The sequence below is a fragment of the Streptomyces sp. ActVer genome, from assembly GCF_027270795.1.
Lineage (GTDB): Bacteria > Actinomycetota > Actinomycetes > Streptomycetales > Streptomycetaceae > Streptomyces > Streptomyces umbrinus_A.
This window is the reverse complement of sequence record NZ_JAPWHT010000634.1, coordinates 1-4,524: the sequence shown is the minus strand read 5'-3', so window position 1 is coordinate 4,524 and position 4,524 is coordinate 1. Positions and strand designations below refer to the sequence as shown.

Sequence of the window (4,524 nt, the reverse complement as noted above, 5' to 3'; positions counted from 1 at the left end):
GGCGCCGGGGGCCGCGCCGCCGCCCAGTCCGCCCAGGGCTGGGCAGCCGATGACGGTGACGCCGTCGTGGTGGGCGGGGCGCCCCGGATTGCGCAGGTAGCCGCTGCCGAGGTCGCGCTGGTCGAGCAGGCGCGTCTCCAGCGCGGCCGACGTCAGCGGAGCAGCCTGGGTTGTGTCGGCCGGCGACCCGGTCCGAGCGGTGGCGGCGGTGGCGTGCTTGGCGCCGGTGGTGTCGGTGGAGCAGGCGGACACGGTGAGGAGGGCGGCGGTGATGCCGAGGACGCTGGTGGCGACGCGAACGCGCATGACGGAACTGACCCCTTGGTGCTGGACGACGGGTGGTCAGTGCGGGCCCGCGGGCCCGGTGGGGTCGTAGGAGTGGAGGTCAGTGCCCGAGGTGGCGCAGGCAGTCCTCGAACGTGGCGTGCGTCGCGTCCGCCGGTCCGCGGTTCCGGTTGAACCAGGCGGTGTCGAGGCGGGTTTCCTGCTGCTGGTGGCCGACCCGGCACCGCAGCCAGATCTGGTCGCGGGTGGAGAGGATGAGCCAGTCCCGGTACGCGCCGCACTCGGCGCAGGCGACCATCTCGCCGTCGAGGACGAGCGGCTGCTTCCACGGCATCATGGTGCCGTCGACCTGGTCGTGGCTGGGTACCCGCAACTCCGGCGGAAGGAAGTCGTCCACCACCGCGGTCGGCTCGATGTGTTCCGGCTCGGCCGGCGGCACCCCGATCCCGGGCGGGACCTCGTTCTGCAGCCGCGCCGACAGCTCGAAGAACCGTCGCTGTTCCTCGCTGGGCTCCTTGGCCCGGCGGCGTATTCGCTGAAACACCCTGGCGTCCTCCTGTGCCTCGTCCTGCTCGCTTCATGATCGTGCCGTACGCCCCTGGCGGTTTCAATTCACAAAGTCCACAGTCGCCTTCGAGCAGGTCATCAGGCGTTTTCCGCCTCCTGGGGGCGCGGATGACGAGTGGGCACGGCGCGTGTCTCCGAGCGGATGAGTGCTGTCCCCTCGGCGTGCCCGAACACGCCACGTCGGCTTCGACCGCCCAACTTCGCGTCGCCAACTGGCTCGAGTCGCCGCACCTGCGCCCTTGCGTTCCTCCTGAATGTGCGCAGCGCCCGTGACCCACAACGCGGGCCTGAACGCCGCCGGGGTCCGCTGTGGCGTATGGCCATGCTGGGTCGCGAGCGGGGCGGTGGCGGTACGCCTGCTCCTGGTCGTGCGCTGAGGCTGCACCCCGGCTGGCAGGGCTCACCGGGCTTTGCCCGATGTCTCCTCCCCGCTGCGGCGGCGGCCGGGCGCGGAAGTCTGGGTGGCCGTCCTGCGCGTTGCGGACTGGACCCCAGCGGCGCCGCTCTCGGGCAGGGGCGAGGCGTCGGCGGGCAGATCGGCCGTCCGCCGCATCCGCCACACCAGCACGTCGCTCACCGACTCCGCGGTGCCGAGTTCACGACGCCCGACCGCAGCGGACAGAAGAGCGGCGGGATCGTGGCCGGCGGCTTCGGCTTCCGCGATGGTCGCGGCCAGGGCGTACCAGCCGGGCTCGGCGAGGATCCGCTCGGCGAGCCCCGGCAGCGCTTCGCGCAGCAGCACGGTCTGCCGCTGGAGCACCGGCCGGCTCAGACGTCGGCCTCGCTGGTAGAGCACGCCGAGCGGCTGAGCGGCGGCGGCCCGGTAGGCGGTGCGCAGATGCCCGGCCGCCTGGGCGGCGGCTTCGGCCTGCTGGGCATGGCCCTTTCTCGCGTGCCAATGGGCGGCGGCGGTGATGAGGAAGAACAGCATGTCGATCGCCATCGCGGTGGTGGCACCGTCCTCACCACGGCCGAGGGCGGGCCCTCCGTGGACGAGGTCGCGGGCGGCCTGCCGCAGCGCGCGGTCATGCCCGCGTACGGCGCGCACGTGGGAGCGGGAGGCCCGCTCGAACGCTGTTGCGGCGTCTCGCAGTTCGCGGCGGGTGTGTGCGGCGGAGGTCTTCGCGAGCGCGTCCAAGACCTCGCCGGCGGCGGCGATGTGGGCGGCTGCGACCGCGTCGTCGCCGTGCTCGACGATGAGCACGGCCTGCCACGCGGCCGATGCCGTCCCGCGGCGGGCGGAGGCCGGTGCACCGGGCCCCGTACGGACCATGTCCTCCTTCCGTGGAGTCGGCTCGGCCCCGGTGCCGCCGGGCCAGCGCTCCCGGATCCGGGGCAGCGACAGGTCGGGGGCCAGGCGCGCGCCGGGGTAGAACACCGGCTCGCCGTCCTTGTTCAGGTCGTCGGGCAGAGCGACCTTGTATCCGAGGAGGTCTCCGGAGGGCGCGGCGCGCTTACGGATCAGGAGACCGGCGGCGGCGAGCCGGTCGAAGAACTCCTCGTCACTCCTCGCACCGGACACCGCGCGCCGTACCGTCTCGCGCAGCTCCTCGCGGGCGGTGCGCTCGCGACCCTGGCGTTCGGCCTTGTGGCGTTCGGCGCTGGTGGGCCGCTGGGCGGCGGTGCCGTCGCCGGAGGCGACCTGGTGGAGGCCGAGTTCCTTCTCGATGAGGCGGCACTCGGCCTGGGCGCGTTTGCCGGAGCGGAAGTCGTCGGGGCGGCTGCCGTCCTCGCACACCAGGGTGGCGACGATGTGGATGTGGTCGTCGGCGTGGCGTACGGCGGCCCAGCGGCAGCCGGGCTGCCCGTCGCCGGGGTCGATGCCGGTGGCGGCCACGATCCGCCGGGCGATCTCACCCCATTCCTCGTCGGACAGGATCCGGTCGTCCGCCGTCGCGCGCACGGAGGTGTGCCAGACGTGCTTGGCCGGGCGGGCATGCTTCGGCAGGGCCATCACGGGCTGGTCCAGGAGCTGCTGCAGGTCTTCGAGGGTGGCGTTCGGGTCGCGGCCGGGGTCGGGGGCCATGCCGTCGAAGGAGGCCACGAGGTGGGGGTCGGTGTGGTCCTCGTACTTGCCCGTGTCGTAGAGGTACTTGAGGAGGCCGAAGGTCCGTGATCCGGCGTTGTTGACGCTGGGGATCATGCGCCGTGGCGTTCGATCAGGCGTGTGGCGGCTGCATGCGCGGTGTCGGCGGCCCGCCGTACCGCGGCGACGGCCGCATCGAGCTGGGGAGCGTCCGCGCCGGAGTTGAGTGCCTTGACCGCCTGGTTGAGGTTGCTGCCGGCCCAGCCGAGCCGACGCCGGCTGTCGAACAGGGCTGTGATCACTTCGCGTTCGTCGGCTATCTCGGCGCTGGTTCGGTCGAGGTCGCGGGCTGCGGCGAGCGCGGCGCGGGCGAGGAACCCGGCGACGGACAGGTTGCATCGGGCGGCGGCGGACTTGATCAGCGCGAACTCTTCTTCGTTGAAACGAGTGTTGGGCTGGTGCAGGCGCTTCGTGGCGCGCGGCTGACGCGGACGCTGACGAGCGCGCACAGCGCGCTCGCGGTGGCTGCGGCGCTCGGTCGGCTTCTCCTCCGGTCCCGGCTTCGATCCGCCCTCGGTCGAAGCCTTCTGGACCTGCGCCCCCCGGTGCAGGTCCTCCCCGTCCCCCTTGGGGGCGGGGTTGGCGGAAGCTACGCTTCCGCCCCAACTTGCTCGCCCCGAGACCGAGTTGGAGTCGGGATCAAGTTCCGGGGCGGTGCCGTTCGGGGTTGGGTTCGTCATCGGGTTTCGGGCCTCATGGTGCGGGTGTGGTCCTGGATGGTCGCGGCCAGCGCGACGACGTCGGCCGGTCCCATGAGGACGCGGACGGGTCCGTCGGGCCGGTCCTGGACGAGCCACTGGCCGTTCGGCGTGAGGACGGCGGCGTGCAGGAGACGCCGGCGGACCAGGACGTCCGCCCAGGCGATGGCCTCGGCGGCGGTGGGCTCGGATGGACGAGGGGGACGCGGAATCACGGCGTGCCTCCTTAAGCGGGGCGGTGGCCCGGCACGGAGCCGGGCCACCCGTTGCGGATAGGGGCGTTGAGCTGGGGATTTGACGGTTCAGCCGCACTCGGGGCAGCGCCCGACGTGGCTGTTGAGCGCCCGGGCCATCCGCTGCTTCGTCGAGGCAGCCTGCTTTGCGCTGGACTTCGCCGCCGGCCTGCCCTCGTGCCGCTTGGAGTGGGCGAGCATGAAGCCGATCTCTCGCTCGTACTCCGCACGGACGGTGTCGAACTGGTGGCAGGTCTTCATCGGGCGGTGCTCCTTGTCTTTGTGGTGTCGTCGCTCCGCAGTTCCTGGAGGACGAGGCTCAGCCGGTCGTTCCGGCCGCCCTTCAGGCCCTCGCGGCGGAGGATCTCCCGCAGCTGGACCCGGGTGACGGACTCGTTGCCGTCCCGTTCGAGCAGGGTGGGGACGTGGGGGCGGACCTGCTGGACGAGCTGGTCCACCGACTGCTCCAGCTCGCGTGGCGGGCGCTGTGTCTGAGGGGTGCGGGACCGGCCGCGCTTCCCCTTGTTCTTCGTCCTGGTCTTTGCGGTCGGCTTCCGCCGGAGAGGGACCGCTCGGCGTCGCCCGCAGCGATCGCGGCCTGGAAGAGACCGAGACCGTGGACCTGTCGGCCGCGGCCCGGCTGGTGGCGGCCGAG

5 protein-coding genes and 2 pseudogenes are annotated in these 4,524 nt (G+C 72.5%); all 7 read right to left on the bottom strand.

Annotation, left to right across the window (positions count from 1 at the left end; genetic code table 11):
• Positions 1–306 (bottom strand): annotated as a pseudogene (locus O3Q52_RS49375) (hypothetical protein); the annotation flags it as partial.
• A gap of 79 nt (positions 307–385) precedes the next feature.
• Positions 386–829 carry a hypothetical protein gene (locus O3Q52_RS49370; protein ID WP_266405261.1) on the bottom strand — a complete coding sequence of 148 codons (444 nt, stop codon included), beginning with the start codon at positions 827–829 and terminating at the stop codon, positions 386–388.
• A gap of 423 nt (positions 830–1,252) precedes the next feature.
• Positions 1,253–2,995 carry a relaxase/mobilization nuclease domain-containing protein gene (locus O3Q52_RS49365; protein WP_269654970.1) on the bottom strand — a complete coding sequence of 581 codons (1,743 nt, stop codon included), beginning with the start codon at positions 2,993–2,995 and terminating at the stop codon, positions 1,253–1,255.
• Positions 2,992–3,618 (bottom strand): hypothetical protein, encoded by a 627-nt coding sequence (locus O3Q52_RS49360; protein ID WP_269654969.1) that lies wholly within the window; start codon positions 3,616–3,618, stop codon positions 2,992–2,994. Before O3Q52_RS49360 ends, O3Q52_RS49365 begins: the two co-directional genes overlap by 4 nt.
• A complete protein-coding gene (locus O3Q52_RS49355) occupies positions 3,615–3,851 on the bottom strand; it encodes a hypothetical protein (RefSeq protein ID WP_119582267.1) in 237 nt (78 codons plus the stop codon). The genes O3Q52_RS49360 and O3Q52_RS49355 overlap by 4 nt, the downstream gene beginning before the upstream one ends.
• A gap of 87 nt (positions 3,852–3,938) precedes the next feature.
• On the bottom strand, positions 3,939–4,130 hold the full coding sequence (locus tag O3Q52_RS49350) for a hypothetical protein (protein WP_055493674.1): 192 nt from the start codon (positions 4,128–4,130) through the stop codon (positions 3,939–3,941).
• Positions 4,127–4,524: pseudogene (locus tag O3Q52_RS49345) on the bottom strand (hypothetical protein); the annotation flags it as partial. The pseudogene O3Q52_RS49345 and the gene O3Q52_RS49350, both read right to left, overlap by 4 nt.